We start from the raw sequence: 3,204 nt of genomic DNA, 5'->3' as shown, positions 1-3,204 counted from the left end.
AGGAGAGGCCGGTTACGACGGAGAGAGTGGCACTTCCGTCGTTGAAGAGGACACGGAGTGCGCCGTCCATGTTGCCGGAGCCGGAACCGCCGGAGGATGCCGGCGGTGTGGGCGTGGTGTCCTCAACAAGGGCATGGGTGGAGAAGCTCTTTCCATAGATGGTAATTACCCAGTTATCACCTATGGTTTGAACATGGAAGATATCTTCCGTAATGGTGTTACCAGAAATATGGAGAGCTTTCAGTTTGCCCAGGGTGGGTTTGCCTTCCTTTGGAATGATGATTTTCAGCTCGATACCAGTACCGCTGATGTTGCTGTTGATCTGCTCAATGGTGGTTCCACTGGATGCGGATGCGGTGATCATTGCGAGCGGTTTGTGGTTGCTGTTCTTCGAAGTAATCTGCGTCACAACCTCCTGTTTGATTGCCGGGTCGATGATTGGCAGAATGATATTTGCACCGTCCTTCAGGGCTTTGGATGCATTCAGCGTGATGTTCAGTGCGTACTTAGCCGGAACAGGCATGTCTGCGGATACCGGGGCTTCTGATTCCGGATACGCAGCAACCATCTTGGCAATGGTTCCGCTGACGGAGGTAATAGTTTCCTCAGTTCCTGTAACCGCAGCAGGTTCTGTATAGGTCAGAACAATCTTAGTGTTACTTGACGGATCGGTGATAACTGCGGCGGTTGCTTCACCTTTATCGTTTTTCACTGCGGTGATGGTGGATTTACTCTCTGTCGAGACGGAGAGGTTCACCTTGCCGTCTGCTTCCGTCTTAACTTCAGTGTCAACGCTCGGTGCGGTTGTGTTATAGACGGTGATGATAACTACTTTGGATACGTCTCCGTATTTTACCGTGAGGTTGGTTGTACCAATCTGGACCGGGCTGTAGGTGACAGAACTGCCGCTATTTGTGTTCAGATTGATAATGCCATTGGTTCCGACCGTCCACGTAAAGTCTGCCGAGACTCCGCCGGTGAAGGTTGCGGTAAGGGTTTCACTCTTTCCGGTTATGTTCTCAATGGAGAGGTTACCGGTGATGGTGATCGTACTGGTCGGGGTTCCTTCCGTGACAAGCGGACGCAGGTCAGCGACCGGGAGTCCGGCGGTTTTTGCTGTGGCTTCATCGGCGAAGGTCATGTAGCCGGTGGTGCTCTTCTTGCTTGCGGACCACGTTCCCCACCAGTTTCCGGCGTGTTGTTTGTCACTGCCGGTGGAGTTCCATTTGATCTGATCCTGGGTTGTTACATCAGTCAGATGGACGTAGTTCAGCACATTTGAATTCTCAATGTTGAACGTGTTGTTGTAGATCGTGCTTGCGCCGAAGGTTACGTTGTTTGCGTAGAATGCGGTGACGTTATGCGTAGTTTTATTATTTTCGGAAAGTTTTCCGGATATGCTGTTGTCATGCATATCAAGAGTGATGGTTGTACCGGTTGTAGCATTCACTTTCCTTAGATAGATACCTGCGTTTTTGTAGGAATCCTCCGCTATGGTAGTTATGTTTCCTTCTTTCAGACTTTGAATGGTGTTGTTCGTAATTGTGTAAGCAAGCGTCGCACTTGACAGCTGATGATTCACCTGATCCATGTGGATACCGGAGAAGTACTCTCCACCGTTCGCATACGTGAAGTCAATTGTGTTCTTATCGATCACAATGCCGTTTGTCGGCGCCTGTTTAAGATCATACGTCCGCATACCGATACTGCCGGAGTTTCCTGCAATACCCGGATAGATGATGTTTTCTTTGATGGTTAATCCTTCAGAAATGGATGCGCCTTCCACTGCGATACCGAACGAGGTTCCGTGATTTCCAACGGGCTTGTGGTTCTCACCGTTCGTGGATTCTGCGCCATGGATACTGTTGTTGGTAATGGTCACTGTTTTGTAGGTACCTGCGACACGCACTACCATCGTCTGATTGCCGTTCTTAGCTTTTGACATGTTGAGCGTGCTGTCCGACAGGGTGAATGCACCATCGTTGGTACCGGTGTTGGTTACATAGATTGCAGTCAGATGTCGATTCTGAGTGTTCTCATCAGGCTCCTTGAAGTCCTCATCTGCAACCAGATTCAGGTTTTTCAGGGTTACACTCTTTCCGGTCACATAAACTGCGGTATAATGATTACTACCCTGCAGTGTGGGATTCTTGGCGGTGATCAGTTTCTTGCCACCGTCGAAGGTGATGTTCTTGGAAATGAGGATCGGATCGCTGCTCAGTTCAACATCTTTCAGCTGGGTAACGGTGGCGTCATCGGCAACGTAGTTGTTCAGCGCTTTAGTCAGATTTGCATGCAGGGCAGTCGTGCCACTGGTCGTGTTCTGCACGCTGGCGTTGAAGATTCCACTCGCTGCCTGAGTAGCGTAGTTATCACCAGCTGCCCAAACGAGTCTCTGTTGGGCGTACGTATTACCCTCAGATAAGAACCAGCTGTGGGTTGGATCAAGAGAATTTTCACCCTTTATCACAGTAGCCGGCGTCTCACCCTCGTTTGAAATCTTCGTCAGGTCCTTCAGATTAGTGTAGGTCGTCTCGTCCATCCGAAGCCACGTCGGATTTACCGCCTTTTGAGCCTCAACATCGATACTCTGTTGCCACGCACTGTTCTGAATCGTCAGATTGACCGCGGTCAGATTCTCCGACTTCAATGTCAGACCTGAACCACTACTTCCGTTGATTAGAACATTTTTCAGGGTGATCATGTGGTATTTGTCAGTGTTCGGGGTGGTCGATTCATTCAGGAACTGAATACCCCAAGCACCACCATTTTCGTTATAATTTTCGAAGGTGATGTTCGTCAGGTTCACTTTGGCCTTATCCTCAGTAATGCCACTCGAACCGGTACACAGCAGGTGGCGATCACATTTACCTCCATGATCAGATTTAGTAAATCCCCCGGTGCTGTTATTCGCTTTGATAGTATGGTACTGACCTTCAATCGTCACAGAATAATTTATCAGAATCGGAGCAGTTGCCTCAATGTCATTCATCAGAATAATCGTCGAATTTTTCTCAGACAGATTCTGGATCAGTTCCGCATAGTTACTGACCTCTGCCGCCGTCTCCGCCGTCGCACTGACAGCTCCTGCCATCAGCGTACACACAAGCAGGAGCGCTGCGAGCAGCACCACACCGCGCCGCATCAGCCCTCCTGTATCACGGGGACATTTCATCCCATTCATTCGTTGCATCATAAAATACT

The 3,204-nt window shown here is 49.5% G+C and carries 1 protein-coding gene; it reads right to left on the bottom strand.

Annotation, left to right across the window (positions count from 1 at the left end):
• Positions 1-3,184: hypothetical protein (locus tag O0S10_RS10385; RefSeq protein WP_268925811.1), on the bottom strand; the 3,184-nt coding region annotated here is incomplete at its 3' end.
• Positions 3,185-3,204 lie beyond the last annotated feature (20 nt).

It is taken from the genome of Methanocorpusculum petauri (assembly GCF_026891975.1).
Taxonomy (GTDB): domain Archaea; phylum Halobacteriota; class Methanomicrobia; order Methanomicrobiales; family Methanocorpusculaceae; genus Methanocorpusculum; species Methanocorpusculum petauri.
The sequence above is the reverse complement of the archived record's forward strand: the minus strand, read 5'-3'. Positions and strand labels throughout refer to the sequence as shown.